29 protein-coding genes are annotated in these 26,370 nt (G+C 61.6%); 13 read left to right on the top strand and 16 right to left on the bottom strand.

The genetic code is table 11. The annotated features are described in order from the left end of the window. The first annotated feature begins 1 nt into the window (after position 1). The 5 genes from ABWV42_RS03300 to ABWV42_RS03280 are packed head-to-tail and all read left to right on the top strand — an operon-like array spanning position 2 to position 4,352. A complete protein-coding gene (locus ABWV42_RS03300) occupies positions 2–1,258 on the top strand; it encodes a nitrous oxide reductase family maturation protein NosD (protein ID WP_353338871.1) in 1,257 nt (418 codons plus the stop codon). Then, a complete protein-coding gene (locus tag ABWV42_RS03295; protein WP_255104915.1) occupies positions 1,248–2,141 on the top strand; it encodes an ABC transporter ATP-binding protein in 894 nt (297 codons plus the stop codon). The genes ABWV42_RS03300 and ABWV42_RS03295 overlap by 11 nt, the downstream gene beginning before the upstream one ends. Continuing rightward, the gene (locus ABWV42_RS03290; RefSeq protein WP_353338870.1) at positions 2,138–2,959 is read left to right on the top strand and encodes an ABC transporter permease; all 822 of its coding nucleotides are present in this window, start codon (positions 2,138–2,140) and stop codon (positions 2,957–2,959) included. The genes ABWV42_RS03295 and ABWV42_RS03290 overlap by 4 nt, the downstream gene beginning before the upstream one ends. After that, on the top strand, positions 2,956–3,480 hold the full coding sequence (locus ABWV42_RS03285; RefSeq protein ID WP_353338869.1) for a nitrous oxide reductase accessory protein NosL: 525 nt from the start codon (positions 2,956–2,958) through the stop codon (positions 3,478–3,480). The genes ABWV42_RS03290 and ABWV42_RS03285 overlap by 4 nt, the downstream gene beginning before the upstream one ends. Beyond that, positions 3,477–4,352, top strand: a complete 876-nt coding sequence (locus ABWV42_RS03280) for an FAD:protein FMN transferase (protein ID WP_353338868.1) — start codon at positions 3,477–3,479, stop codon at positions 4,350–4,352. The genes ABWV42_RS03285 and ABWV42_RS03280 overlap by 4 nt, the downstream gene beginning before the upstream one ends. A gap of 78 nt (positions 4,353–4,430) precedes the next feature. On the opposite strand, the gene ABWV42_RS03275 is transcribed toward ABWV42_RS03280, so the two are convergent. The 13 genes from ABWV42_RS03275 to ABWV42_RS03215 form a co-directional block, all read right to left on the bottom strand. Continuing rightward, positions 4,431–4,688 (bottom strand): hypothetical protein, encoded by a 258-nt coding sequence (locus tag ABWV42_RS03275; RefSeq protein WP_255104924.1) that lies wholly within the window; start codon positions 4,686–4,688, stop codon positions 4,431–4,433. Then, positions 4,685–5,428, bottom strand: coding sequence for a sirohydrochlorin chelatase (locus tag ABWV42_RS03270; RefSeq protein ID WP_353338867.1), 744 nt, complete (start codon positions 5,426–5,428; stop codon positions 4,685–4,687). The genes ABWV42_RS03275 and ABWV42_RS03270 overlap by 4 nt, the downstream gene beginning before the upstream one ends. Beyond that, positions 5,385–6,893: a cytochrome D1 domain-containing protein gene (locus tag ABWV42_RS03265; RefSeq protein WP_353339507.1), complete on the bottom strand. Its 1,509-nt coding sequence runs from the start codon at positions 6,891–6,893 to the stop codon at positions 5,385–5,387. Before ABWV42_RS03265 ends, ABWV42_RS03270 begins: the two co-directional genes overlap by 44 nt. Before the next feature lie 133 nt (positions 6,894–7,026). Beyond that, a complete protein-coding gene (gene nirJ / locus ABWV42_RS03260; protein ID WP_353338866.1) occupies positions 7,027–8,244 on the bottom strand; it encodes a heme d1 biosynthesis radical SAM protein NirJ in 1,218 nt (405 codons plus the stop codon). A 4-nt stretch (positions 8,245–8,248) separates the two neighbouring features. Beyond that, positions 8,249–8,734 carry a siroheme decarboxylase subunit beta gene (ahbB, locus tag ABWV42_RS03255; RefSeq protein WP_353338865.1) on the bottom strand — a complete coding sequence of 162 codons (486 nt, stop codon included), beginning with the start codon at positions 8,732–8,734 and terminating at the stop codon, positions 8,249–8,251. Then, complete coding sequence (locus ABWV42_RS03250; RefSeq protein ID WP_353338864.1) at positions 8,731–9,183, bottom strand: Lrp/AsnC family transcriptional regulator; 453 nt, start codon at positions 9,181–9,183, stop codon at positions 8,731–8,733. The genes ahbB (ABWV42_RS03255) and ABWV42_RS03250 overlap by 4 nt, the downstream gene beginning before the upstream one ends. Continuing rightward, positions 9,180–10,178 (bottom strand): siroheme decarboxylase subunit beta, encoded by a 999-nt coding sequence (gene ahbB / locus ABWV42_RS03245; protein ID WP_353338863.1) that lies wholly within the window; start codon positions 10,176–10,178, stop codon positions 9,180–9,182. Before ahbB (ABWV42_RS03245) ends, ABWV42_RS03250 begins: the two co-directional genes overlap by 4 nt. Positions 10,179–10,180: 2 nt before the next feature. Beyond that, on the bottom strand, positions 10,181–11,323 hold the full coding sequence (locus ABWV42_RS03240; RefSeq protein WP_255104937.1) for a cytochrome D1 domain-containing protein: 1,143 nt from the start codon (positions 11,321–11,323) through the stop codon (positions 10,181–10,183). Next, positions 11,320–11,688, bottom strand: coding sequence for a c-type cytochrome (locus tag ABWV42_RS03235; protein ID WP_353338862.1), 369 nt, complete (start codon positions 11,686–11,688; stop codon positions 11,320–11,322). The genes ABWV42_RS03240 and ABWV42_RS03235 overlap by 4 nt, the downstream gene beginning before the upstream one ends. Then, positions 11,681–12,445: a uroporphyrinogen-III C-methyltransferase gene (cobA, locus tag ABWV42_RS03230; protein ID WP_353338861.1), complete on the bottom strand. Its 765-nt coding sequence runs from the start codon at positions 12,443–12,445 to the stop codon at positions 11,681–11,683. Before cobA ends, ABWV42_RS03235 begins: the two co-directional genes overlap by 8 nt. 207 nt (positions 12,446–12,652) lie before the next feature. Beyond that, a complete protein-coding gene (locus ABWV42_RS03225; RefSeq protein ID WP_353338860.1) occupies positions 12,653–13,069 on the bottom strand; it encodes a cupredoxin domain-containing protein in 417 nt (138 codons plus the stop codon). Positions 13,070–13,132: 63 nt separating this feature from the next. Beyond that, on the bottom strand, positions 13,133–14,923 hold the full coding sequence (locus ABWV42_RS03220) for a NapC/NirT family cytochrome c (RefSeq protein ID WP_255104945.1): 1,791 nt from the start codon (positions 14,921–14,923) through the stop codon (positions 13,133–13,135). 202 nt (positions 14,924–15,125) lie between these two features. Continuing rightward, on the bottom strand, positions 15,126–16,802 hold the full coding sequence (locus ABWV42_RS03215) for a cytochrome D1 domain-containing protein (RefSeq protein ID WP_255104948.1): 1,677 nt from the start codon (positions 16,800–16,802) through the stop codon (positions 15,126–15,128). 173 nt (positions 16,803–16,975) lie between these two features. Here ABWV42_RS03215 and ABWV42_RS03210 point away from each other — a divergent pair, with 173 nt between their 5' ends. The 7 genes from ABWV42_RS03210 to ABWV42_RS03180 all read left to right on the top strand — a co-directional run bounded on the left by ABWV42_RS03210 (position 16,976) and on the right by ABWV42_RS03180 (position 23,719). Further along, a complete protein-coding gene (locus ABWV42_RS03210; RefSeq protein ID WP_353338859.1) occupies positions 16,976–18,166 on the top strand; it encodes an NnrS family protein in 1,191 nt (396 codons plus the stop codon). Positions 18,167–18,276: 110 nt separating this feature from the next. Next, positions 18,277–18,729, top strand: coding sequence for a c-type cytochrome (locus ABWV42_RS03205; protein WP_255104952.1), 453 nt, complete (start codon positions 18,277–18,279; stop codon positions 18,727–18,729). Positions 18,730–18,742: 13 nt separating this feature from the next. Continuing rightward, the gene (locus tag ABWV42_RS03200; RefSeq protein WP_353338858.1) at positions 18,743–20,110 is read left to right on the top strand and encodes a cbb3-type cytochrome c oxidase subunit I; all 1,368 of its coding nucleotides are present in this window, start codon (positions 18,743–18,745) and stop codon (positions 20,108–20,110) included. Positions 20,111–20,128: 18 nt separating this feature from the next. Then, positions 20,129–20,938 (top strand): CbbQ/NirQ/NorQ/GpvN family protein, encoded by an 810-nt coding sequence (locus ABWV42_RS03195; RefSeq protein ID WP_255104957.1) that lies wholly within the window; start codon positions 20,129–20,131, stop codon positions 20,936–20,938. A 9-nt stretch (positions 20,939–20,947) separates the two neighbouring features. After that, positions 20,948–22,885 carry a nitric oxide reductase activation protein NorD gene (locus tag ABWV42_RS03190; RefSeq protein ID WP_353338857.1) on the top strand — a complete coding sequence of 646 codons (1,938 nt, stop codon included), beginning with the start codon at positions 20,948–20,950 and terminating at the stop codon, positions 22,883–22,885. Continuing rightward, on the top strand, positions 22,882–23,442 hold the full coding sequence (locus tag ABWV42_RS03185; protein WP_353338856.1) for a cytochrome c oxidase subunit 3: 561 nt from the start codon (positions 22,882–22,884) through the stop codon (positions 23,440–23,442). Before ABWV42_RS03190 ends, ABWV42_RS03185 begins: the two co-directional genes overlap by 4 nt. A gap of 4 nt (positions 23,443–23,446) precedes the next feature. After that, positions 23,447–23,719, top strand: a complete 273-nt coding sequence (locus tag ABWV42_RS03180) for a cytochrome C oxidase subunit IV family protein (protein ID WP_353338855.1) — start codon at positions 23,447–23,449, stop codon at positions 23,717–23,719. Here the strand turns inward: ABWV42_RS03180 and ABWV42_RS03175 are convergent. The 3 genes from ABWV42_RS03175 to ABWV42_RS03165 all read right to left on the bottom strand — a co-directional run bounded on the left by ABWV42_RS03175 (position 23,712) and on the right by ABWV42_RS03165 (position 25,759). Further along, positions 23,712–24,272 (bottom strand): DUF4202 domain-containing protein, encoded by a 561-nt coding sequence (locus ABWV42_RS03175; RefSeq protein WP_353338854.1) that lies wholly within the window; start codon positions 24,270–24,272, stop codon positions 23,712–23,714. The two genes, ABWV42_RS03180 and ABWV42_RS03175, sit on opposite strands and share 8 nt — an antisense overlap. 2 nt (positions 24,273–24,274) lie before the next feature. Next, entirely contained in the window at positions 24,275–24,946 is a 672-nt protein-coding gene (locus ABWV42_RS03170) for a Crp/Fnr family transcriptional regulator (protein WP_353338853.1), read from the bottom strand. Positions 24,947–25,156: 210 nt separating this feature from the next. Continuing rightward, complete coding sequence (locus tag ABWV42_RS03165; RefSeq protein ID WP_255104993.1) at positions 25,157–25,759, bottom strand: TetR/AcrR family transcriptional regulator; 603 nt, start codon at positions 25,757–25,759, stop codon at positions 25,157–25,159. A gap of 144 nt (positions 25,760–25,903) precedes the next feature. On the opposite strand from ABWV42_RS03165, the gene ABWV42_RS03160 reads away from it, so the two are divergent. Continuing rightward, a complete protein-coding gene (locus ABWV42_RS03160) occupies positions 25,904–26,368 on the top strand; it encodes a (2Fe-2S)-binding protein (protein WP_255104995.1) in 465 nt (154 codons plus the stop codon). The last annotated feature ends 2 nt before the right edge of the window (positions 26,369–26,370 follow it).

The raw sequence follows: 26,370 nt of genomic DNA, 5'->3' as shown, positions 1-26,370 counted from the left end.
CATGCGTTGGTTCCTGCTCATAGCATCACTGATGGCGACCCCTCTGGGGGCCGCCGACTGGGACGTGCCGAACCGGGCAGGGGCCATTGCCGAAATACTGGCGCAGGCGGCGGATGGAGACACCCTCCGCCTGAGCCCCGGCACCTATGCCGAAAACGTCCTTCTGGATCGGCCGATGATCCTTGATGGGCAAGGCCATGCCACCCTTGACGGACAGGGCGAAGGTTCGGTCGTCACGGTGGACGGGCCAGACGTGATTGTTCGCGGCCTGACCGTTCTGGGATCGGGTTCAAGCCACGAGACCATCGACAGCGGTATCAAGCTGACCAAGAAGGCGACGCGGGCGCAGGTGCTCGACAACGTCGTTCTGGGCAATCTCTATGGTATCGACATTCACGGCGCCAAGAAGTCGCTGGTCGCCCGCAACCGGATCGAAGGACGTCTTGATCGTCGCATGAACTCGCGCGGGAACGGCATCTATGTCTGGAACGCGCCGGGCGCGGTTGTTGAAGGCAACGACGTGCGCTTTGGACGTGACGGGATTTTCGTGAACTCGAGCCGTCGCAACATCTTTCGCGACAACCTGTTCCGCGATCTGCGCTTTGCGGTTCACTACATGTATGCCGATGACAGCGAGGTCACGGGCAATGTCTCGATCGGCAATGATCTGGGCTATGCGGTGATGTTTTCCACCCGCGTGAAAGTGGCCGACAACGTATCGATCGGAGACCGGGAACACGGTGTCATGCTGAACTATGCCAACCGGGGCGAGATCAGCGGCAACTATGTTGTGAACGCGCAGGAGAAGTGCACGTTCCTTTACAATTCACACAAGAATATGTTCCGCGACAACTGGTTCGAGGGATGTGGGATTGGCATTCATTTCACCGCCGGAAGCCAGGACAATCGTATCCTTGGCAATGCCTTCATCGGCAACCGTACGCAGGTGAAATATGTCTCGACCAAATGGGTCGAGTGGTCCGAAGAGGGCCGGGGCAACTACTGGAGCGATTTTGCCGCCTTTGATGTGGATGGCAACGGTATCGCCGATGCGCCCTATCGCCCGAATGACAGCATGGATCACGTGCTGTGGACCCAACCCTCGGCGAAGCTGCTTCTTGGCTCGCCCGCAGTGCAATTGGTGCGCTGGTCGCAATCCGCTTTTCCGGCCCTGCTGCCGGGCGGCGTGATCGACAGCCACCCGATGATGAAACCCGTCAGACCCGACGTCAGCGAAAAGGTGCCTCATGACGGATAAGGCTTTGGAAATTTCAAGCGTCAGCAAGGATCGCGGCAAGGTGCGCGTTCTGGATGACGTGACTTTGACCGTGCAGCCGGGAGAGCGTGTGGCGCTCTTGGGCCATAATGGCGCGGGCAAGTCGACCCTGATCAAATCAGTGCTGGGGCTGACCCCGATCCACGGCGGCGCAATCCGCGTGGCGGGGGCAAAACCGGGCAGCGGCAAGGCGCGGACGGCCACGGCCTATCTGCCCGAGGCGGTGAGCTTTCACCCGGCACTGACCGGTCGCGAGCAGTTGACCCTGTTTGCGCGCCTGTCTGGCGAAAAGGCCGATGTGCCGGGGTTGCTGGCCCGTGTGGGATTGGGCGAGGCGATGGATCGCCGGATTGGCGCCTATTCCAAGGGGATGCGCCAGCGTCTGGGCTTGGCGCAGGTTTTGCTGGGCCATCCAAAGGTGGCCCTGTTGGACGAGCCGACCAGCGGTCTGGACCCGATTTCGCGGCAGGACCTTTATGCCATTATCGACGAGTTGGCGGCGCAGGGGACGGCAGTGCTGATCGCCAGCCACGCCCTGACCGAAGTCGAAGCCCGGACCGACCGGATTGCCATCATGCGCAAGGGTGTGCTGGTGGCGGATGACACGCTTGAGGGCCTGAGCGCGCGGGCCGGTCTGAAGACCAAGCTGCGCATTCGCGCGACCCAGAATGCCGATGCGGTGGCCGCCGAGATTGGCGGCACGCGGATCAACGGGGCCTCGGTGGAGATCCTTTGCGGGCCGGATCAGAAAATGGCCGAGTTGCGCCGGATCACCCAGTTGGGCGAGGCCGTGGCCGATGTCGAGATCACGCCGCCACGCCTTGAAGACCTTTATCGCCACTATGCACAGGAGGCAGGCCAATGATGCGTTTTCTTGCCATTGCATCTTCTGAGATGCGCATCCTGCGGCGGAACCGGTGGCTGTTCACCGCGACGCTGATCATGGTGCTGTTTGCGCTGGCGCTGACCTTTGCCGGCAGCGCGCCGACCGGATCGCTGGGGGTTGATATGCTGACGGTGTCCGTGGCCTCGATGACCACGCTGTCGGTCTACCTTGCGCCGCTTCTAGCGCTGATGATTTCCTTTGATGCCATCGCGGGCGATGCCGACCGTGGCAGCCTTGCGCTGTTGCTGAGCTATCCTGCCGGGCGGGGCGAGGTGCTGTTGGGCAAGTTTGCCGCGCATCTTGCGGCGCTGGGCTTTGCCATGCTGATCGGGTTTGGCACCGCAGGGGCGGTGGCGGCCTGGTACGGCGGCGCAGGGCCAGAGAGCCTTATGGCGCTGGCACGGCTGATCGCGACGTCGATCCTGTTGGGCGGTGTGTTCCTGACCCTTGGCTATCTGATGAGTGCCCTGAGCAAGACCGCGACGGCGGCGGCGGGCATGTCGGCCGGGCTGTGGCTGGTGTTCGTGGTTCTGTTCGATCTTGGCCTTCTGGGGGCTGTAGTGATGGATGAAGGCGGCGTGTTTACCCGCCAGGTTTTCCCCTGGGTGATGGTGGCCAATCCGGCGGATGCCTTCCGTGTCTGGAACGTGGCGGCCTCGGAAGGGGTGGCCCTGACCAGCGGCATGGCGGGTGCGGCGAATGCGCTGCCGAACTGGGCGGCGCCGGTGTCGCTGTTGCTGTGGCCGTTCCTCGGCTTTGCTGCCGCGCGTCTTGTGTTCCGGAGGATCGAACCATGAGGATCATTCCCGCCCTTTTGATGGCCGCGCTTGCGGTGGCCGGGTGCAAGGAGGAAGAGGCCAAGGCCCCGCCTGCGCCGGTTGAACTGACCGAAGAGGCGCTAAGCTTTTTTTGCCAGATGAACATCGCCGAACACGGTGGCCCCAAGGGGCAGATCCATCTTGAGGGATACCCTGTGCCGCTGTTCTTTGCGCAGGTGCGCGACATGGTGGCCTATCTGAAAAGCCCGGAACGTGATGCCGAAATCCTTGCCGTCTATGTCAGCGACATGAGCGTCGCGGCGAGTTGGGAACAGCCGGGTTCGGACAATTGGATTGCCGCAGATGGCGCAAGTTTTGTGGTGGGCGCACCGGTGGCCGGTGGCATGGGCGCGCCCGAGATCGTGCCCTTTGCCTCGCCAGAAGGCGCTGCGCAGTTCCTGAGCACCTACGGCGGCGAGGTGCTGCCGCTAAGCGAGATACCCGATGAGGCCGTTCTCGGCCCTGTCGACTTTCAAATTGCCCTGGAGACCCCGTCATGACCCAATTGAACCGACGTCGCTTTCTCGCCATTTCCGCCGCGATGGGCGCGGTCCCGGCCCTGGCACAGGCCGAGGTTGCCCGCTGGCAGGGACGTGCCCTTGGAGGGCAGGTTTCGATGCAGCTTGTCGGCGTGCCCGAGAGTGAGGCCCAGTCGGTGTTTGCCGCTGTCGAGGCCGAGCTGGCGCGTCTTGAGGGTATTTTCAGCCTCTACCGCAGTGACTCGGAAGTCAGCCGCCTGAACCGTGACGGGGTGCTTGAGGCGCCGTCGCCAGAGTTGTTGCAGGTTCTGAGCGTTGCCGGAGCGGTTCACACGGCGAGCGGCGGTCACTTTGATCCGACCGTACAGCCGCTGTGGCAGGCGTTGGCCGAAGGGCGCGACCCTCAAAGGGCGCAGGAAAAGGTTGGCTGGCAGCGCCTGCGCTTCGATATCGACCGTGTCGTGCTGGACGGGGCGCTGACCCTGAACGGGATTGCCCAAGGGGCGATCACCGACCGGATTTCCGACCTTCTGAAGGCGCGGGGCCTGCGCGACGTGCTGGTCGACATGGGCGAGATTGCCGCCATTGGTGGCCGTGCGGACGGCACGCCCTGGGCGGTTGGCGTGGCCCGGCCAGAGGGCGACGTGGTTGCGCGCCTGAAGATGACCGATCGTGCCCTTGCGACCTCTGCGCCGCTTGCGATGTCGCTTGGCAATGGGGGGCATATCCTTGGCCCCAATGGCGAGGCAGCCAAGTCCACGCTGGTTTCGGTGTCGGCCTCAAAGGCCGTGCTTGCGGATGCGCTTTCGACGGCGCTGTGTCTTGTCGAGCCGAGCATGGCGGTGGAACTGGTGTCCCACTTCAAGGGCGCAAGGATCGAAGTTCTGGTCTGAGGATCAGGGGATTGCGGAAACAGAGAAGGCGCGGGATCTCTCCTGCGCCTTTTTGATTTTGAGCGATGTTTTGAAAACCTATTCGGACGAGGGCATGACCGGGCGGTCGGCTTCGTCCATCAGGCCGCGAATCCATTTTGCAATCAGCCAAGTCGCAGGTACGCCAAGTGGGACAGATACAATCAACGACACCACTGGCGTGATCGCCGGAATGCCGATGGCCTGCCACATCAGACCGATGAAGTAGACGTTGATGGCCACGGCGGCGGCCGAGAAGGGATAAAACAGCACGGCGAGTTTGCGTGTCGACCAGCGGTCGGGATCTTCGGATGTCATGCGGCGGCCCTTTCACGGGTTTCCTGGCGTAGTGCATTGGCGATGAGTTGCGGGATACCGGGACAGAGGCCCAGGGCGGGCAGCAGCGGCCCGGCAAAGCCAAGTCCCCGCAGGGTGCCGTTCACATCGTCGCGCACGTGTTCGCCTTCCTGCGCAAAGAAGGGCAGGCACAGGGCGGGGCCGGGCAGGCTCTGGGCGGTCTCGGCGATATAGGGGGCCTGTTCCACGAAGGTCGGGGCGATGCGGGCCACCGGCAGGATTTGCGCGAGGTGGTTGGCAAAGATGCGGGCGGATTCCGCGGCCTTCTGTCCGCGTGCCGAGCCGTGGGCGGCGAGAAGGACAGAGGTGTCGTGCAGGTCATAGCCGCGCAGGGCCGCGGCCTCGCGAATGGCGATGGCGGCGACGGCGGGAAGGGCCGGATCAAGGCCCATGGGGGGCAGAACCTGTACGTTGTGGCCGTCAAGCCGTTTGCGCAGTGCGGTGCGCACGAACCAGCCATCCGCCATGAACAGCGGGTAAATCAGGGTATCGTCTCCGGCCCGTGCAAGGGCGTTCTCAAGCGCGTCCGGCGCGGCCATGGTGGCCGAGGTCACGCGGTGGTCGGGCAGGTGAGATTGCACGCGTGCGGCCAGTTCCGCGAGCCGCGCTTCGGCGGGCTCGGGATCGGAAGGCTGGCCGTGAGCGACGATCAGTGCTTCAGTGGCTGGTGCCTTCGGAGAAGGTGATCTTGTTCCAGACATTGTACTTTCCTGATGGCTTGCGCATGGGCAGGCGGCCCACTTGCTCAAGGGTTTTGGCGTCATAGATCAGCACCGCGCCGTCATCTTCCCAGACCGACACGAGTGCGTGGCTGCCATCCTTGGTGAACTCCACGTGGGCGACGGTGGCCCCCGGCACGGGGCGCAGGGTTTTCACGATCTCGAGGCTTTGTTTGTCGATCACGTGCATCGCATCCTTGTTGGGACCAAAGAAGACATCTGCCCACACGTAGGGCGAATTCTCGTGACTTCTCATAAAAAAGCCGGGTCCTTCGGTTTTTATGCGTTTGATGGTCTTCCAGGTGGTCATGTCGATGACCGAAACGACCCCGTCTTTTAGATGCGGCGTGGCCATGACGGTGGTGTCGCCATAGGCCCAGGTGATGCCAGACCCGAGGTGCGGCATGCCGGGCAGATCAAGATCGGCGGTTTTCTGGCCGATCACGAGGTCGATCACGAGGCCGTTCTGGCCCCCGCGCGAGGCGCCCATGACGTATTCATAGGACTGGTCAAAGAAGAAATCATCGAGGTAGTCCGGCGTGGTGATCCGGCGGATCGGGAAGGGGGTGTCCTGCGGCACGGGGCCTTCGATCTTCCAGTCATGGGCCAGCCCGCCGGCAAAGAGGTTCAGGTCGGGGTACTTGGCATAGGACACTTCCCAGATTTCGGGAACGTCCTTGAGGGCCAGAACAAAGCTGTCGCGGGGCGGGGCCTGATAGACAGCCGAGACACGGCTGGGCGTGCCATCCTTGCCGGTGATGTCGTGGACCTCGGCGACGGAGAGGTCGCTTGTGGACAGGATGGTCAGCGTGTTGGGCAGGTAGTTGGCCACCGCCAGCCATTTGCCATCCGAGCTCATCGCGATGTTGCGGCTGTTGACGCCGGCGCGGACGCGGCCGACCTCTTGCAGCGAGTAGATGTCGTATTTCTGGACCCAGCCATCGCGCGACATGATGAAGACATAGCGGCCGGTGGGGGCGAATTTCGGGCCACCGTGGACGGCGAAGGGCGTGGCGAAACGGTCGAGCACTTCGAAGGTGTCACCGTCCAGCACGCTCACGTGGTGATCGCCGGTTTCCACCGCCAGGGTGATGTTCATCGGGTCCGAGGACCAGATGGGTGTGTCGGCGGGGGTATAGTCGTCGCGCAATTCGCGGCTGGCCATGATCTCGGCTTCGCCCCAGACCGGGGTTTCGGCAAGGGGAGACTTGAGGTAGGCGGCGATGGCGTCGACTTCTTCCGTCGACAGGGTTTCGGCGAAGGCGGGCATCTGGGTTGCGGGGCGACCGTCGAGGATCACGCCGGCCACCTTGGGGCCGCGCATACGCTTGAGAGTTTCAGGGATCAGCGCCGGGCCGGTGCCGCCAAGACGGCTTTCTTCGTGACAGGAGGCGCAGTGCTCTTGATAGAGCGCTTCGGCGTCGATGGCCTCGGTCGCACCAGCCATGCCTGCAAAGGCGATGACGGCGCTGGCGAGGCCGAATTTTAGGCCAGCGTGGAGAGAAGGTCGCTGGCCAGAGGCGCGGGCCGAGACTGCATCACCGATCCGTCCAACAGGGGAGTTTGGGAAGGTAGGATGTTTAGAAGAACCGGTGTTGCGGGTCATGGCTTTTGCCTCGGAAAGGGGTGACGTTCAGGCGTTCACCTTCGTCGGTGACGCCGATTTCGGCGTTGCTGAGATAGCAGGCGGGATCTTCGGCCCAGGGGTCGCCGGTCAGTTGCAGGGCGCGGATGCGGGTGTTGCCGCCGCAGACGTCCTTGAGCTGGCAGGCGCCGCAGCGGCCCTTGAGTGGGCGCGGGCGGGTGCGCAGGGTGGCAAGCATCGGGTCATCGCCGGCCCAGAGCTCCGAGAACTTCTGTGTCTTGACGTTGCCGATGGTGTAATCCGACCAGTAGGTATCGGGGTGGACCTTGCCCAGAAAGTCGATGTTGGCGACACCAAGACCGGAAGAGTTGCCGCCCCAGGCCGCGAGATGTTCGCGCAGGTGGGCTTCTTTTTCGGCGTCAAAGTTGGCACGCACCCATTGCAGGAAATAGCCTGCGTCGGCGTCATTGTTGCCGGTGACGATATCGAGCGGACGGCCACCGGAGGCGGATTCCCATGCCCGTTCCAGAAGCAGGTCGAGGCCGGCGCGGGTCATCAGGTGGTGGGCGTCTTCGCCCCGGTTCTTGTCGCCGCGACCGGCATAGACGAGGTGCGAGAGATAGAACTTGTCGACGCCTTCGTCGTCGCAAAGCTTGATCAGGTCGGGCAGGTTGTGCTGGGTGCCTTCGGTAAGGCAGAAGCGCAGGCCAACCTTGACGCCACGCTTTTTCAGCTCGCGCACGCCACGCACGGCGTTGTCAAAGGCGCCTTCGACACCACGGAACCAATCATTGGTGTCTCCGATGCCGTCGATCGAGATGCCGACATAGTCAAAGCCGATCTCGGCGACGCGGTCGGCGGTTTCGCCGAAGATCTTGGTGCCATTGGTCGAGAGGGCCAGAACGCGGGTCTGTTTGCGGGCCTTTTCGGCAAGTTGGAAGAGATAGGGGCTGTCGAGGGGTTCACCGCCAGACAGGATCAGCGCAGGCACCTTGAAATCCCCAAGGTCGGCCAGCGTTGCCATGGCCTGTTCCTCGCTGAGTTCACCGGGAAAGTTCACGTCGGCAGAAACGGTATAGCAGTGGCGGCACTTGAGATTGCAGCGGCGGGTCAGGTTCCAGATGACAACGGGTTTCACAGGCCCCGAACCGCGGCGTTGGCGCACGGGTGTCGGGTTGACCAGCTGGTGCATGTATTCGGTGAGGCGGAACATGGGACTACCCCTTCTTGCGGAGCCGCAGCCCCGTCTTTTTCAGGATACGGGTCGAATAGAGGATGTCCGCGCCGCGCAGCGCATCGCCAAGGATGGCGGTGATCTGGCTGCGTTTCTCTTCGACCTCGTCGCGCGAGGCTCCGTGGACCATGGCAAACAGGTTGTAGGGCCATTCCGGCAGGGCGCGCGGGCGTTCGTAACAGTGGGTGACAAAGGGCAGGGCACCGATCTGGGGGCCAAGTTCGTCAAGGCGGTCATCGGCGACGTCCCAGACGGTCATGCCATTGGCTGTCATGCCCAGCTTGTAGTGATTGGTGGCGGCGGCGATGCGGCGGATGACACCGGTGTCCTTCATGTCCTGAAGGCGCGCAATCAGGGCCTCTTCGGGGAGGTCCAGCGTCTGCGCGGCCTCGGCATAAGGCGTGGGCACAAGCGGCAGGCCTCCTTGCAGGGCTTCGATGATGGCGCGATCTGTGGCGTCGAGTGTCATGCTGCGACCTTGAACCCTATGAAGAACTCTTTCAGTTTCGGGAAACAGTGTACCTTGATGCCTGTTTCCGCTTCGATTTTCCCGGCGACGTCGGCAATTCCCTCGGGGGTTTCCGTTGCCAGGACAAACCACATGTTCAGGTGGTGTGTGCGTTCATAATTATGCGCCACCTCGGGATGCGCATTGACTTTGGTCAGGATGGTTTCGAATTCCGCCGCGGGCACCGCCATGGCGCAGAGACAGAAGGCACCTCCCATCGGCGCGACATCGAAGAACGGGCCGAAGCGGGTCAGAAAACCGTCTTCTTTCAAATGCTTGATGCGGGCGATGAGGTCGTCTTCGCTGATCCCCAGTTGCGCGGCAAGCGGGGCAAAGGGGCGATGCGCCAGCGGCATGTCTTCCTGAAGCAGGTTGATCAGGTCGCGATCGGATTGGGTCAGGTCACTCATGCCGCGCGCTCCGGCCTTGCGGCGATCATTGCACCGGTCTGCTTGAAGCAGCGCAGCGAGAACAGGGCCTTGTACTGGACGCCCGCCAGTTCGGGAATGGCGGCGGCGTTGCTGAGGTGCTTGAGCGCTTCAAGGCGGCTTTGGGCATGGATCATCGAATAAAGACGATAGGGCCAGACACCTTCGACCGGGGTGCGTTCATAGCAGAGCGTCACACCCGGTTGCAGGGCGAGGCGCGGGCCGGCGATGGCCACCTGATCGGCGGGCACGTTCCAGACAACCATGGCATTGGCGCTCCAGCCAAGGGCGCGGTGGCGGACGATTACGCCAAGGCGCGAGATGATGTTGGCCTCGGCCAGAACCGCGACGCGGTCGAGGATGTCGTCTTCGCTGCGGCCCAGATCAAAGCCAAGCGCGGCATAGGGCGCGCTGGTGAGGGGGAGGCCGACCGAGAGGGCCTGAAGAATGTCGCGGTCGTCTTCGCGCAGGACGCTGAGGTCGGTGGCGCGGTGGGTGCGCGGAATTTTTCCGGCCTCGGGCTGGTTCATGCGGAAGCCGAGGTCGACGTTGAAGGGGCGGACAAGGCGTAGGTCGAGAACCCGCAGGCCGCTGCGCTGTTCCAGGCGGGCGAGGGTGGCATCGACATAGGCGCGGTCGGGGCCGGTGGCGACGAACCAGAGGTTCCACGTATCTTCGCGCAGGTAGGAATGGTTGATGCCCGGTTCGTCCTGAATTAGCGCGGCCACTTCCTCGATGCGCTCGGGCGGTGCGGCGATGGCGGCGAGGGTGCTTGCCGAAATGGTGTTGGGTGCGCAGGTTGCGCCGACGCGGGCGATGCGGCCACAGGCGACCATGCGTTGCAGGCGGGCCAGAAGATCGTCCTCGGCGATGTTGAGGACATTGGCCATGCGCAGGAACGGGCGGGCGGTGATCGGGAAGCCGCGCTGCCAGTCGTCAAGCAGCGCGCGGTCGATGGGATCGGCAACGTTTTTCATGATCAAAGCCCCGTGCGGTGGGCGCGGGCGGTAAAGAAGATGCCCGAGGGGCTGTCTGCTTCGATCTCGCGCAGTTTTTCAAAGGTGTGGGTGTCGTAGACCATGACCTTTCCGGCATCGCGGACGCTGATCCAGATTTCGTGGCCGCGTGGTGTGAATTCCATGTGCAGCACGGCCGGGCCGGGCTTGAATTCGTGGATGATGGTCTTGGTCTTGCTGTCGATCACCTGAATGGTGTCGTTCAGCGGGTGGGCAAAATTCACCCAGACCTGGCGGCCGTCCGGACGTGCCATGGCGAACACGGGCTGGCCATAGGTCTGGGTGCGTCCGGTCTCCGTGAGTGTGTCGGCATCGACCCAGAGCACTTCGTGGTGGCCGACGGCAGGCAGGACGAATTCGCGGCCCGTCAGCGCCCAGCCTTCGAGGTGGGGCATCTTGTAGACGGGCATTTCCTTTTTGCCACGGCCATAGCCGGGCAGGACGCGGATCGGTTTGGGATCGTCTTCCCAGAGATCCAGCGCGGTGAGGCCGTCTTCGCCGAAGAGGCCGGTGATATAGGTGCGGCCATTGCCGGTGATCAGCGCGTCATAGGGGTTTTCGCCCATGTCGGTGATCTTGGTGATCTCCATCTCGTCGCCTGAGAGGTCGGCGATCCAGGTCTCGCCGGAATCCCACATGGTAAAGACAAAGCGGCGGCCGGGGGCATCGACAAGGCCGATGGTTTTGCTGTCGGTGGGGATGTCGGCAACCATCTCGAGGGTCTCGGCATCGAAGATGCGGACGCCGCCGGGTTCGTAGTTGGACACCGCGACCAGTTTGCCGTCGTCCGAAATCGCGCCGCCGATGGCGTTGCCGGCCTGAACCACGCGGCCCGCGATTTCACGGGTGACGATGTCGACCTTGGTCAGCCCGCCGTCGCGGCCAAAGACATAGGCAAAGCGTTCGTCGGGCGAATAGACCAGCGAGGCGTGCGAGAGATCGCCAAGGCCTTCGATCCGGGCCAGGGCGGCGCGGTCGGATTGATCAACCAGAAGGACAGAACCCTTGGCACGTTCGATCACCAGACCCAGATCGCCGGTGGCGGTGGGTTCGGCAGAGACCGAGGTGGCGAGGATCAGGGCAAGCGCGGTGGTGAGGCGTTTCATTCGTAGTCTCCCTTGAGGAGGTAATCGGCGATCCATGCGGCTTCGGTTTCGCTCATCAGCGGACGCCATGGCGGCATGGCAGTGCCCTCGATCCCGTCGAGGATCACCATTTGCAGGATGTCGGCTTCGTAGTGTTCGATCGCCTCGCGGCGCAGATCGGGGCCAAGACCGCCCTTGAGGCGCAGGCCGTGGCAGGAGCCGCAATCCTGGTGGACAAGGCGTTGCAGTGCTTCGGGATTGACCTGATCCTCGGCCCTTGCGGCGCCCGGATGCGTCAGGGCACAGGCCAGGACGATCAGGGCGCCAAGGAGAGCCGCACGCTGGTTTGCATTGCGGCGGGGGAGGATGCGGGCAAAACTAGGCATGGGCGCTAACCGGCTCGAACAGCTCGGCGGCGTTTTCTCCGTAGAGGGACACCACCTTGCCGATGATGAAAAGGGTGGGGTTGATGACGTCGGCCTCGCGTACGTCGCGGGCGGCATTGCCAAGGGTCGAGACCAGACGGCGCTCTTCCCTGGTGGTGGCCTTGGTGATGGCGAGGACCGGTGTCTGTTCGGAGAGGCCCTCGGTCATCAGACCGACGGCGATCTGGCCGATGTTGGAAACGCCCATATAGATCACGAGGGTGGTGTCGGGATCGGCGAGGCGCTTCCAGTCGAGATCGAGCACCTTGCCCGCCTGACGGTGACCGGTCACGTATTGCACGCTGGTGGCAAGGCCGCGGTGTGTGAGCGGCACGCCGGTCGAACAGGACGCGCCCTGCGCGGCGGTGATGCCGGGGGCATATTCGATCTCGACGCCGTTTTCGATGAGGTAGGCGGCTTCTTCCGAGCCACGGCCAAAGATCATCGGATCGCCCCCCTTGAGGCGGGCCACGGCTTTGCCGGCCTGCGCCTGTTCAAGCAGGATCTCGTTGATCCGGTCCTGCGGCACGGGGTGGTGACGCGGGCATTTGCCCACGGCGATGGTTTCGGCGTCCTTGGGCATCAGGGCGAGGATTTCGTCTGACACCAGTCGGTCGTAGACGACGACTTCGGCAGATTCGAGCATCCGCAGGGCACGCAGGGTCATCAGTTCGGGGTCGCCCGGGCCTGCGCCGATGAGGAAAACTTTGCCGGTCATGGGGTATCTCGCTCGTCCTAAAGATTACTTTGAACCGGGGTACCGTTGCGCCTTTGCCCAGGGTCGGGTGGGGCAATGAGGGCTTGGGAATCCTGGCATCTCATGGGGGCAAGATGGCAAGTCAGCGGTTTGGCTTCCTTGACAAAAGTTAAGGCCCGCAAAAATCATGCGGGCCTCTGGGGTATTTTAGGGATTCTCGGGGCGCGGTCAGGGCGACACGGTCACCATGCCGATCATGTCGTGGCTTTCCCAGTGCGGGCCGCAGAGGTAATCGACGGGCCCCGGCTCCAGGAAGGTGAATTCGATGACTTCCTCGGGAAAGGCGCGATCGGATTCGGGCATGCCCGCGTCGGGCGACAGGACGCTGTGGCTGGTGCGTTTTTCGACGTTAACCCAGCGCACGGTTGTGCCTGCGGGAACGGTGATGTCTGCCGGGCAGAATTTGTATTTGTACATGGTGACAACCGTCACGCCCTCCGCTGCGGAGGATGGTTCACCGAAGATGTCGACGTAACGCTGTTCGGCCTCGGCGCAGAGCGCGGCCGCGTCGTCATCGCCGGCAAGAACGGGGAAAGCTGTCGCGAGGGACAGCAGGGTGGCGGTCAGAAAAGAGGTGTGGCGCATCTCGAAAACTCCTCGCCTTGAAAAGAAAGAAGCGGCCGGGAGGGCCCGGCCGCTTGGGTTCGCTTATTGCTTGACCACGTTGATTGTGGCGTTTGCGTCGTCCAGTGCTAGGCTCGTGTTGAGCGTCACGTGGTGGAAGCGCGCAGCGGCATAGTCATCGTGGATGGCAAAGCCGACGGTGTAGGTCTTGCCCGCTTCGAGCGGAACATCACCTGCGGCACCGGTGTCGAGGGCGCGGGAGAAGACCACGGTCCACATGCCAGCCGAGAGTTTGGCCGATGCGGCGATCTCGCCTTCGTTCTGGACCCGGCTTTCCAGCAGGTAGCCGTTGGTGGCGCTGCCGTCGGCATAGACGCGCATCAGGTCCATGAAGGTGCCGTCGGCGAGATACTGGTCGATCTCTTCGGCTGCCTTCAGCTTGTCCCAGCCGCCCTGAGCCTTGCCGCGACGCCCCTTGATCTCGATCTTGGTGCGCGACTCGGCGAGGTACTTGCTGACGCTGGTTTCGGCATTCAGGCGTGCGGCGATGTCACCTGCGGCGGCAAGACCTTCTGCACCCGGATCAAAGGGCATGTAGGTGTTGTCCGCGTGGCAGGTTGCCCAGCAGCCGACCTGTTCCCCCAGTTCGATACCGGTGCCGGTGATCATCATTGCCACCTTGACCTGGTTTTCCGGGTCCATCTTGCCACCGTCCACGAAGGGGGCAGGGGCGTGCGGCGTGTCCGGCCATTGCAGGCGGAAGTAGACGTTTTCGCCATCGTGGGCCGCTTGCAGGGTGGCTGGGATCGTGCCGCGTTTGCCCGGGATCGGGGTGGGTTCAAGCTCGTCTTCCTTGCCGCCAGCGCCAGCCACGATCTTGTTGCCGATGGCTTCAAGTTCCTTGGCGTGGCAGGTGGTGCATTGGTCGCCACCCTTGGTGAGGGGACGTGCGCCGCCGTGCTGTTTGCCGTTCTGGACCCATTCGAACGACGCCTGACCCGGGTAGAAGAGGGTCATGTCCGCCGGGGTGATGGCGTTCCAGTCGATGTTGCCACCAACCGAAGCGCCTGCATCGGCCGAGGTTTCACCGGCTGCCAGGGCACGTTCCGCGGCCACGGCTTCTTCGACCGCAGCTGCGATCTGGGCCTGAACCTGTTCACGCGCTGCCGCGTCTGCCGCTTTCTTGGCGTCAGCTTCGGCCGCTTCCTTGGCTTCGACGCGGGCAAGGCTGTCGAGGTATTCCTGCGGGATCTCGCGGATGAAGTCCGGGTTCGGAGCCTCGATCATCTCGAGGAATTCATCGGAGGCGCGGTCACGCGGGCTGGTGTGGGCGATCCCCTTGTGGCAGTCGATACAGGTCTGGCCGGTGGTCATCGCGTTGAGGTGCTGCTGACGGGCGCGGGGTTTCTGGAACTCGGGCATCATCGACTCGAAGTCGTGACAGTTCCGGCACTCGCGCGAGTCGGTGGCCTTCATCCGCTTCCATTCGTTCTTGGCCAGATGCAGGCGCTTGGCTTCGAATTTCTCCTCGGTGTTGATGGTGCCCATCACCTTGCCGTAGAGCTCTTTCGAGGCCTTGATCTTGCGGATCATCTTGTGGGTCCAGTCCTTGGGCACGTGGCAGTCGGAACAGACTGCGCCCACACCCGAGCGGTTCACGTCGTGAATGGTGCCCTTGTACTCCTGGTAGACGAAATCATTCATCTCGTGGCAGGAGATACAGAAATCCTTGGTGTTGGTGGCTTCCATGGCGGTGTTGAAACCACCCCAGAAGACGATACCGGCGATAAACGCCGCAGCGATCCCGGCAAGTGGCATTCCGTAGATGAAATACCGCCGCCAGATCGGCTTTTTGGTTTCCGTTTCGTTGGTCATGTCCAAGCTCCGTCTTGGCTTTTTTGCTAACGGCCCCATGGGGGAAGGGCGCTTGATTGGATTGCGAGGAGCGGAAGGCATTTGCCGGGTTCTTGGCGGGTGCTACCGGACTGTCCTGCCGGTCGCCGCAATCCCGATACCGCTTTGTAAAGAGGAAGGGCGGGCGCTGGGCCCGCCCTTCCGGAGACGATGAAACGTCGGTTTAGGTGACGTGGTTCGAACGGTTGTAGACGTTGAACTTGCCGGTCGGGGCGTAGAGCCCCTTCACGCGGCCGATTTCTTCCAGCGTCTTGGCATCGTAGATGACCATTTCGCCGTTCGGCTCTTTCGAGGTTGCACGGTTCCACTTGGAAACCCAGACCTCGGTACCGTCCTTGTTGAATTCGAAGTGAACAGCAACGTTACCTTCGTCTTCAGTGATCTGGATGGTCTTCACGATCTCGCCGGTCTCTTTCGAGATGACCTGCACCGATTGCTGAACTTCCAGCTCGGGGTGCTTGGTCTGGTCAGCCCAGTAGTAGTCCGAATTCGGGTGAGTCCGGATGAACAGGCCCGCACCGTCGGTTTCCACTTCGTAGCAGGTTTTCCAGGCTTGGTCCGGGTGACCTTCGGGGTCGTTGCCCCAGACAGTCACAGTACCTTCGCCGAGGTGAGTCGTACCAGCAACCGGACCGCAGTTCGGGTCGTTCCAGTTGGCACCGGGGCCGGGGTGCGGCAGCGGTGCGGTGTCGATCATTGCCTCAAGCTTGCGCTCTTTGGTGTCGACAACAACCATCTTGTTCGACGCGTTTGCGGCGATCTGGAAGTAACGACCGGTCGGATCAAAGAAGCCGTCGTGCAGGAACTTGGCCGAGTTGATCTTGTCGATGCGCAGGTTGTCGAGGTCCGAGTAGTCGACCTGCCACAGCTGGCCGAGTTCTTTCACGGCAACGATCCAGGTCGGCTCGTTCGGGGTGGTGTAGATGGCAGCCACGCGGCTTTCTTCCACATAGTCACCGTCAACGTTGGTACCGCGGGTCGAAACCACTTTCAGCGGCTCCATGGTCATCGCGTCAACAATTGCGAAGTGCGGAGGCCAGTAGGCACCGCCGATGACGTATTTACCGTCGCCGGAAACAGCCACGTCGCGGGCGTCATAACCGATGGAAACTTCCGAAACCAGCATCTTGTCCGGCGTCTGCCAGAGGTCGATCTTGGTCATCTTGCCGTCGCGGCCCATGGTGTACCAGAAGCGGCCCGGGTTTTCCGGCTCTTCCAGCTTGTGGTGCTCGGACGCTTTCAGAACGTGCACAGCGTAACCCGTTGGGATGTGTGCCAGAACTTCTTTGGTGTCGCCGTCGATCACGGCCACTTTACCCACGTCACGCTCGATGACGACGAAGAAGTTTTCCCAGTTGCGGCCGTGCAGCGGCTCGGTCGGGTAGTCGGCTTCTTCTACATAGACCTTGCGGGTCTGTTTCATCTGCTCAAGCGACATTTCCGGCGGCTTGGGCGGATCCATCATGATGTAGGTCGCCATGTCTTTGATTTCTTGCTCGGTCATGATGTCCGAGAAGTTGTTCATACCGCCTTCGGTACCCCAGGAGATAATCTTTTCAAGACGTTCCTGGCCGAGCTTGAGCGTGCCGGATTCGGTCACGGTGCCGTCGGCATTCTTTTTCTTCACGATCGGCTCGAGGCTTTTGCCGGTCGCGCCTTTGCGCAGTACGCCGTGGCAACCGGCGCAGCGTTCAAAGTAGAGCTGCTTGGAAGCTTCGAAGGCTTCTTCGCTTAGGGTGGGTTGTTCAGCGATTGCAGGCACGGCAGTGGAGCCAAGCAGAAGCGCGAAGCCAATCCCTAGTGCCCGTTTGGATTTTTTGTAGGTGATTCCAAGTGACATGATCACTCTCCGGTTTGCTGGTGAGGCAGGCTCATGTCTGGCGGAATCCGGGATTCGTATCCTTGACTTTCGTTAAGGAGTCACAGGTTTGCCCCGACTACTCCTTAGTACAAGGGACGCGCAGTCCTGTTTCCAGCGTGAAACAGGGTAAAATCAAAAAGCAGGGCAAGCCGATGTTTGCAACGATCGGGCGGATTTATTCCGAAGGTTTCAGGGTCTTTTTCCTGTCAGCGGCAGTTTATGGAATGTTCACCGGGGGGATCTGGCTGATCTGGCTGATCTCGGGGGGCGGGTTCGAGTTCGCCGGACCATCCATGATCGAGACCGAGTGGCATTCGCACGAAATGATCTTTGGCTATGCCACGGCGGCGGTGGGCGGTTTCTTCCTGACCGCCGTGCCGAACTGGACCAATGCGCCGGCTGCGCGGGGCGCGTTCATTGCCGTTGTCTCGGGGGCCTGGTTGATCGGTCGCGTCGCGATCTGGTTTTATGCGGCATTGCCTGTCTGGCTCGTGATCGCGGCTGACCTTCTCTTCGTGCCGATCCTGGCCGCGAAGGTGCTGTCGCAGCTGTTGAAGCGGCCAAAGCCGCAGAACATGGTGTTTCTCTTCATCCTGAGCAGTCTCTGGGTTGCCAACGGGCTTGTGCACCTTGAATGGGCCGGGATCGCCAGCGGCACGCTGGATGTCGGGATGCGCATGGGACTTTTGTCGCTGTGTTCGATGATCGCGATTCTCGGGGGGCGGGTGACACCGGCATTCACGCGCAACGCCATGAAGCGGGCAGGGGTGCCCGAGGCCGATTGGCCCGTGTCGCGCCCGCCGCTTGAAAAGGCAACGATGATCCTTGCGCTGGGTCTGCCGTGGGTGGTCACCTTGCCGTTAGATGACCGCTTTGTCGGGACGCTGGCGGTGCTGTTCGGGGTGGTTCAGATCCTGCGTGTCGGACTTTGGCGTGGGGCGTGGACGCGAGCTCAGCCAATCCTCTGGTCGCTGCACCTTGGAATGGGCTTTCTGGGGCTCGGTTTCATACTTTGGGGCGCTGCGCTCTGGGGCTTGGGAAGCGAGATCGGTGCCCTGCATGTTCTCGGAATCGGCTGTGTTGGCGTGATGACCGTTGCGGTGATGAGCCGGGCCTCTCTCGGGCACACGGGACGGCCACTCAAAGCGCCGAAACCGGTGGCCTGGGCCTATGGTTTGATGGCGGTGGCGGCTGCGTTGCGCTGGGGCGGGACAAGTTTGCCGGTAGAACTCTACATGCCTGCGATGATGGTCTCGGCGGCTTTGTGGTCCTTGTCTTTTGCCTTGTTTTTCATGGCCTTGGCGCCCGTTCTCGGGGCGCCACGCATGGGCCGCGCCAGCTGATCGGCGCGGTTTTGCCTGCGGAATTTCACCCCCCTTGACTTTCGTTAAGGATAACCCACGCGCCGGACGGCATTTTCACTACATCATCAACTAGGGCAAAGGAGAGCCCAATGCGTGAAGTCATGACTAAAAGCATGGCCCGTAACATCTTCTACGGCGGGTCACTGTTTTTCATCATTATCTTCTTGGGACTATCGTTCCATTCGCATCGCTATATCGTCACCACCTCGACAAACGTCGAGACCCTTACCGAGAGCGTCGCTGCCGGTAAGAAAGTGTGGGAAGATAAAGCATGCATCAACTGCCACACGCTGATGGGGGAAGGCGCCTACTTTGCTCCTGAACTTGTCAACGTAATGACACGCTGGGGTGTAGAAGATGACCCCGAAGGTGCATTCGACGTTCTGAAAGGCTGGATGGACTCTCAGCCCACCGGAATCGAAGGCCGTCGTCAGATGCCTCAGTTCAACCTGAGTGACGAAGAAGTTCGTCAATTGGCTGACTTTTTCCTGTGGATCAACACGATCGACGCACAGGACTGGCCACCGAACGAAGCGGGTTAAGGAGGTCTGAACTATGAAATACAAAACTCAGAGAATTGCCCTTGTCTACTTCGCGGTAGCGATGGCCCTCTTCGCGATCCAGGTGCTGGGCGGTCTGCTCGCCGGCTGGATCTATGTTTCCCCCAACACACTGTCGGAACTCCTGCCGTTCAACATCGTGCGCATGCTGCACACCAACTCGTTGATCGTCTGGCTGATCCTCGGCTTCTTTGGCGCGGCCTACTTCCTGATCCCGGAAGAGACCGAGCGTGAGATCCACAGCGAAAAACTTGCCTATATCCAACTGGCGATCCTCGTGGTCGGCACCCTGGGTGTGGTCGTGACTTATGTCTTCAACCTGTTCGAGGGCCACTGGCTCCTGGGCAAGGAAGGCCGTGAGTTCATCGAACAGCCCAAGTGGGTCAAGGCAGGGATCGTGGTTGCGGCTCTGATGTTCCTCTACAACATCACGATGACCGTGCTTAAGGGTAAGAAAACCGCTATCTCGAACATCCTGCTTCTGGGTCTTTGGGGTCTGGCGCTGCTCTTCCTCTTCAGCTTCTACAACCCGCACAACCTGGCACTGGACAAGCAATACTGGTGGTACATCGTTCACCTGTGGGTGGAAGGCGTCTGGGAACTCATCATGGCCTCTATCCTGGCCTACCTGATGCTGAAACTGACCGGTGTTGACCGCGAGGTTGTCGAAAAGTGGCTCTACGTGATCGTTGCCGCCGCCCTGTTCTCGGGCATCCTCGGCACTGGCCACCACTACTACTGGATCGGTACCCCCGGTTACTGGCAGTGGATCGGCTCGGTCTTCTCGTCGCTGGAAGTCATCCCGTTCTTCGCCATGATGGCATTCGCCTTCGTGATGGTGTGGAAAGGGCGTCGTGACCACCCGAACAAAGCAGCTCTGCTGTGGTCGCTCGGCTGTGCCACTCTGGCCTTCTTCGGCGCGGGCGTCTGGGGCTTCCTGCACACGCTGCACGGTGTGAACTACTACACCCACGGCACGCAGATCACCGCCGCTCACGGTCACCTGGCCTTCTACGGTGCCTATGTCTGCCTCAACATCGCTATCTTCAGCTACGCATTGCCGATCCTGCGCAATCGCGACCCCTACAACCAGGTGCTGAACATGGCCTCGTTCTGGCTGATGACCTCTGGCATGGTCTTCATGACCTTCGTGCTGACCTTTGCCGGTACGATCCAGACCCACCTGCAACGCGTCCTTGGCGAATACTACATGGACGTTCAGGACCAGGTCGAAATCTTCTACTGGATGCGTTTCGGTTCGGGTGTGGTCGTGGTTCTTGGTGCGCTCCTGTTCATCTACTCGATCTGGGTGCCGCGCAAAGAAATCATCGAACCCGGTGCTGCTGAAACTCCTGCGGAGTAAGGAAAAATGGACGGTTCCATGAACCATAACCCTCAAAACGGAATGGGGGCGGCTGACGCCCCCTTCTACCTCGCACAGGGCGACGAACGCGAAGTCTTCTCCGCCGCTGCGCAAAACAACCTGCCGGTCCTTCTCAAGGGGCCGACCGGATGCGGCAAGACCCGCTTTGTGGCCCACATGGCCGCGAAACTGGGCCGCCCGCTCTACACCGTTGCCTGTCACGATGATCTGGCCGCCGCCGACCTGATCGGTCGCTATCTCCTGAAGGGGGGCGAGACAGTCTGGGTGGACGGACCTTTGACCCGTGCCGTGCGTGAAGGCGCGATCTGCTATCTCGACGAGGTCGTCGAGGCACGCAAGGACGTGACCGTGGTTCTGCACCCGCTGACCGATGACAGGCGTATCCTGCCGATCGACCGGACCGGCGAAGAATTGGAAGCCGCACCCGGCTTCATGCTCGTGGCCTCTTACAACCCGGGCTATCAAAATATCCTCAAGACGCTGAAACCCTCTACACGTCAGCGTTTTATCTCAGTCGAGTTCGACTTTCCCAAACCCGAGGTGGAAGCCAAGGTTGTTGCCGAGGAAAGCGGTCTGGACATCGAGCGCGTCAAGCCGCTGGTGCGGTTGGCGAACAAGCTGCGCGATCTCAAGGGGCAGGACCTGGAGGAAGGGGTTTCGACCCGCCTCGTGGTTTATGCCGCGACCCTCATCGCGCAGGGCATGAACGTTGACCGTGCAATCCGCGCGGCAATGGTCGAGCCGCTCACCGATGATGAGGACATCAAACGGGGGCTCCTCGATCTTGTCACGGCTGTCTTTGGGTGAGGCCGGCCGATGGTCAAGATCGACTTTGAGCCATGGGAACCCGAAGAGACCGTCGGGAAACTGTGGCACTCCTTTGCCAGCCGCCTGGATGCGCCGGAGGCGCATGATGGAGCCGCTGTCGACCTTTCCGAGGTCGGAGGGCGGCTGGCAGTCCTATTCAGGGGATTGGGGGGCAGTTCAAGCGTTGAACTGCGCCCCGTCTCTGACGAAGTTTCACGCCACCGTCTGAGCTGGAAGCGCCGCCTCGGTACCGAAGCCGAGTTGATGCCGCGCACCAGTTTCGATGGTGAAATATTGCGTCTGCCGTCGCGCCTTGCGGTGCTGCCGACGCGCGAAGCCAATGCCGCCATGTATGTCTGGCTGGCGGCGGCCGCTGCCCATGCGCCGGACCGGATTGCCGAAGAGGATGCGCTGCGGGCCGATCTGCGGGCCTTGAAAGCGGCGCGCGAGATGGTCGAGGCAACGCTTGAGGATGCGCCGGGGCTGCGCGATCTCTATGCCGCCCTGTGCGAGGGCATCCTGCACTACCGTCCACGTCCCGACCTGCCGGCAGACGAAGCGGCAGTCGAGGCCATCATTCGCCACCTTCTGGGGGATGAGCTCAAGGCCCATGCCCAGCCGATGTGGCAGGCGCTTGAGACCGGCGCGATGGACAACATCCAAGCCCCGCTGCGCTATCAGCCGTTCCGCCCCGTGCCGCTTTGGCCCGAGCTGCGGCCAGTGCAGTTCTCGGAAGGTCACGAGGTGGAAAGCCGCGAGACCGAGGGACCGCCGGAAGAGGCGGGCGAGAATGACAAGACCCACCGCGCGCGCCGCCGCAAATCGGATCAGGCCGAGCGCAATGACAGCTTCATCCTGCACAAGTTCGAAGCGATCCTGAGCTGGGCGGAATTCCTGAACCTCAACCGTCGGGTGGACGACGATGATCCCGACAACGCCAAGAAGGCGGCGGATGATCAGGACGAGATCGGGCTGGGACAGATTTCCAAGGCGCCGCCGACCAAGCTCAAGCTGCATCTCGATCTCGCGCCTGAAGACGTGGATCGCGAACGCCTGTCCGGCAAGATCATGTATCCGGAATGGGATGTGCGCACGGGTCAGTACCTGCCCGATCACTGCTGTGTCCTGACCAGCGTGGCCGAGGCCAAGGAAGAGTTTGCCGATTTCGCCCGCGATCCCGAAGCGGCGCGGCGCATCCGCATGGTGAAACGCCAGTTCGAGGCCCTGCGTCCGGGGCGGGTCACGACACGCGGGCACCTTGATGGCGACAACCTCGACATGGACGCCGCCGTGCGGTCGCAGGTGGACCGAATTGCCGATGGCGAAGGGTCTGAGCGGATTTGGTTGCAGAACCGTCCCGAAGCCCGCGATCTGGCGGTGTCGATCCTGTTGGATGTCAGCCGCTCGACCGAAAGCGCGGTCTCTGGCCGCGCCGTGATCGACGTGGAGCGCGAGGCGCTGGATGCGTTGGCCTGGGGGCTGAATGCCTGTGGCGATGACTTTGCAATTCATGCCTTCTCTTCCCTGAAACGGGATCGGGTCTACGTGCAGAAATGCAAAGGCTTCGACGAGCCGATGAGCGGTCTTGTCGAACAGCGGATCGGCAGCCTGCGGCCGGGGTTCTATACCCGTCTGGGCGCGGCCATCCGCCATGTGTCGGCGGACCTGAGCGAACAGACCCGCAAGCGGCGGCTCTTGTTGGTGATCACGGATGGCAAGCCCAACGACCTTGATCACTATGAAGGTCGTCACGGGATCGAGGATACCGCGATGGCGGTGCGCGAGGCGCGTCGGGCGGGGCATTCCGTCTATGGCGTGACCGTGGATCGCGAGGCCAAGAGCTGGTTTGCCCGCATGTTCGGGCAGGGCAGTTTCGCGGTGATCCCGGAGCCGGACAAGCTGATCTACGCGCTGCCGCAGATCTATCGGCAACTGGTGACCGGATGAGCGACACCACAGGGCAGGGATCGTTGCTGGACGAGTTGCCCGGAGACCTGATGATGTGGGTTCTCATCATCAGCGAGTTGCTGGTGTTCGGGGCCGGTCTTGCGGCCTTCCTCGCCGTGCGCCTGACCGACCCCGTGGGCTTTGCCGAGGCGCAGGACCATCTGCATCGCACCGGTGCGGCGCTCAACACGGTTGTTCTTGTGACCAGCGGGTTTCTGGCGGCGAAGGCGTTTCAGTGGCGCGGGTTGGGCGCCCGGCTCAAGGCGCGGCTGGCGCTTGTCGTGGCTGCGCTTCTGGGCGTTGTGTTCCTGATCATCAAGGGGGCGGAGTATGCGGACAAGGCCGCAAAGGGCATAGATTTCGAAACCCACCCGTTCTTCCTGTTCTACTACATGTTGACCGGGTTCCATGCGGCGCATGTCGTGGCCGGGGTGGCGATCCTGTACCTGATTGCCTGGAAAGACAGCCTGCGCAATATCGAGGTGGGGGCTGCCTTTTGGCACATGGTTGATCTGGTCTGGGTGCTGCTGTTTCCCGTGATCTACCTGTTGGCGTGACGATATGCTGAGTGATCCCCTGAACAAAGCCTGGTTCGCGCTTTTCGCCCTCAGCGGGGCATCTGCCGTGGTGGCGGAGCTGGCGATTGGCGGGCTGGACCGGCGGGTTGTCGGGGCCGTGGTCCTGCTGCTGGCCCTGATGAAGGCGCGGGTGATCCTGTCGCGCTATCTTGGGTTGGCCGAAGCCCCGTCATGGCGACGCGGCTTCAATCTTGTTCTGACGCTGTTCTGTCTGCTGTTGCTGGGGCTCTACCTGATCCCCGCGCTGATCAGCTGAAGGCCGCGGCGAGGTTTTCCGGCAGGTCGAATTCCACCAGCACCTTGGCGCGGGCCGCATCCGACATCTTGCGGGCGGTTTTCTCGACGATGTCCTGCACCTTTTCGGGCGTGTGCTTGGCCGCGAAAGGGGCAAAGTACCAGGTGATGAAGGTGAAACAGATCACGTCTTCCAGCGCCTGCACCAGCGGGTCGCGCTTGATGCCCTGCTTGCGCACCATCCGGCCCATTTGGTCAATGGTTTCCGTGTCATAGCCGTTTTCCGCCATGATCTCACCAATCCGGTTGGCATGGTGGTCGGCCAGATCGCGACGCCATTTGAGATAGCCCGCGCGGCCTTCGGGATAGTCGGCACGTTTCAGGATCCAGCGTTCGATGTGCTGGCCACGGGCGGCGATTTGCAGAACGTCCTGTGCCTCGGGAAACAAGCGCTCACACTGTTCGCTCATGCGCTGGCCATAGAGCAGGGCTTCGGGCTGGCCGTCATCCATGCGCGGATCGGCGGCATTGGCGGCGTCGATGGCGGCGAGTGTGCGGGAGAGCTGGTCAGTCATGGTCAGTTCAGATCCTCGACATAGTCTTGCAGTTTCTCGACGTCGCCGATCAGGGCGTGGTTCTTCTCGATCTTGACGCCAATTGTCTTGAGGCGGGCAAAGGCGCGCGACAGGCTTTCGGGTTTCATGCCCAGTTTGCCCGCGATCAGCACCTTGTCATAGGGCATCGTGACTTCGCAGGCACCTTCCTCCGCGTCGCACAGATCCAGCAGGAATTCGGCGACACGTTGGGCACCGGTCTGCGCCTTGAGCTGTTCCAGCTGAGCCACCAGGGAATGCAGGTGGTTGAAGCTGGAAGACAGGATGGTCAGCGCAACTTCGGTGTCGCGCTTCATCAGGTCCACGATGACATTGGTGGGGATGTGCATCACGTTGCTTCGGGTCGCGGCTTCAGCAGAGACAGGGTAGGGCATGTTGCGCAGGGCGACGGCCTCTCCGAAACTCTGGCCACGGGTGAAGACACTCACCACGGCTTCGGTGCCGCTTGGTGTGACGCGGAAGAGCTTGACCCAGCCGTCCAGCACGATGTGGATGGCATTCGCGGTCTCTTCCTGAATGAACAGGGTTTCGCCCCTGTCGTAAGTTTTCCAGATCGCCTTGGACAGGATGGCATCCACGTGGACGTCCGGAAGCGCTTTGATGAGAAGCGAATTGCGCGCAATCGCTTTGTGCATCTCGTGTGGCATTGAGTGCCCTTTGATCCGTTTGGTTCCCCAGTCGCACTTCGAGGTGCAACATATTTTTCCTATTGGTAACTTTTTATGGCCCCAAGGTCCATCACTGCTATGCAACAGCCGTGTGACTACGGCCGTTGACGCCGCGAGAAAGCACGCTTTTGGAGAGTTGGATTAAGAGTGTTCAGTCAGGGGTTGAGGGCTGAGGCTTCACACACCATAGCGGCACATGATCATCTCAACGCAGGCTTCGACGATCACCGCCATTTCATCTTCACTCACGATGGCACCGCCGAAAATGAAGGGCCAGAACGCTTTGGCCTTGATCAGGGCAAGGAATTCGTCAGCCGCCGAATCCGGATCTTCAATCCTGAGTTGCCCATCTTCGGCCGCAGCGCGAAGCAGGCTGGAAATCACCGGTTTCTTGTCGATCTTGCCCTGCGCCGCTTCGGCCAATTCGGGATGTCGCAAGGTTTCGCTTACGATCATCCGGGCCATCGACATCACATCGCAGGAGATCAAAAGCCGGCCTTCAGCCCAGGCGAGATCGACCAATTGCTCACGGATCGGACGGCCGGGAACATAGCGGATTTCCTTGAGATCGGCGAAGCGGGATGACAGCTCTTCCACGATCGAACGGAAGAGATTTTCCTTGCTTTCAAAGTACTTGTAGACCGTCCGCTTGGAGACCTGCGCGCGCGAAGAGACCCGGTCCATGCTGGCCGAGGCAAAGCCCTTTTCCTGGAACTCCTGAACCGCCGCTTCGATGATCTGGGCGTATTTGGTCGTATTCGGTGCGCTGCATTCGTTCATATGCCCACCTATAGAACCAATTGCCTTTGCCGGTCAAATCTGCGTCTATGAAACTTGTCAGTTTACACCTTGGAAATTCCAATCTACTGTAAACGCGCCAGTTTACCAGAATCTGGAAACAAGCGTGAACAGGAGATTTCCAACATGGCTCTGACTTTGAAGCTGAACGGCGCCACGCATACCGTGGATGCCGAACCGGGGACGCCCTTGCTGTGGGTGATCCGCGATGAACTGAAGATGACGGGAACGAAATTCGGCTGCGGTGTTGCCTCGTGCGGGGCCTGCACCGTGCATCTGGATGGCGAGCCGGTGCGCTCGTGCCAGACCTTCATCGAAGACGTTGAGGGTGCCGAGATCACCACGATTGAAGCCATTGGCGAAGACAAGATCGGCGCGGCGGTTCAGCAGGCCTGGGCCGAGCTGGACGTGGTGCAATGCGGCTATTGTCAGTCGGGGCAGGTGATGTCCGCGGTTGGTCTCCTGGCCGAGAACCCCAAGCCGAGCGCGGACGAGATCGATGCCTATATGGAAGGCAACGCCTGTCGCTGTGCAACCTATCAACGTATCCGCAAGGGCGTTCAGCGCGCTTCGGAAATTCTGGAGGCCTGATC

The sequence above is a fragment of the Pelagimonas sp. KU-00592-HH genome, from assembly GCF_040369695.1.
Classification (GTDB): domain Bacteria; phylum Pseudomonadota; class Alphaproteobacteria; order Rhodobacterales; family Rhodobacteraceae; genus Shimia.
This window is presented reverse-complemented; position numbering and strand designations above follow the sequence as displayed.